The sequence below is a fragment of the Pseudomonas sp. GW822-FHT02G04 genome (assembly GCF_058802085.1).
Genome location: NZ_JBXANU010000061.1, coordinates 1 through 518, shown reverse-complemented (window position 1 = coordinate 518; position 518 = coordinate 1). Strand labels below are relative to the sequence as shown.

Sequence of the window (518 nt, the reverse complement as noted above, 5' to 3'; positions counted from 1 at the left end):
CTTTCTCCATGGCGGCCAACGTTGAGCGCCTGACGTATACCGGGGCGGCAGCCTTTACCGGTTACGGCAACGCCAGCGACAACATCATCAGCGGCGGTGCCGGTAATGACGTGCTGTTTGGTGGCGGCGGTGCAGACCAGTTTTTTGGCGGCGCCGGTATGGACACTGTCGGCTACACCGACAGCACCGTGGCGGTGAACCTCAACCTGAAAACTGGCGTGCACTCCGGGATCGCGGCAGGCGACACCTTCACCGACATCGAAATGATCCGTGGCTCCAGCTACAACGACACCTTTGTCGCCGATGATCGGGTGATGGGCTTTGACGGCGGAGCGGGAATTGACACGGTCGACTACTCGACGTCTGCCGAAGCCATCAACGTCGATATCCGTACCGGCGGCGGGCGCCCCGGAATTGGTGGTGACGCGCAAGGCGACACCCTGGTCAACATCGAAAAGGTCATTGGTACGGGGTTCAACGACACGTTCAACGTTGACCTGAGCACCGTGACCCTTGAC

General features: G+C 60.6%; 1 protein-coding gene. It reads left to right on the top strand.

Annotated features, from left to right (window positions below):
- A partial coding sequence (locus tag AC1RO5_RS30895) for a calcium-binding protein (RefSeq protein ID WP_493179556.1) occupies positions 1–518 on the top strand: 518 nt, incomplete at both ends.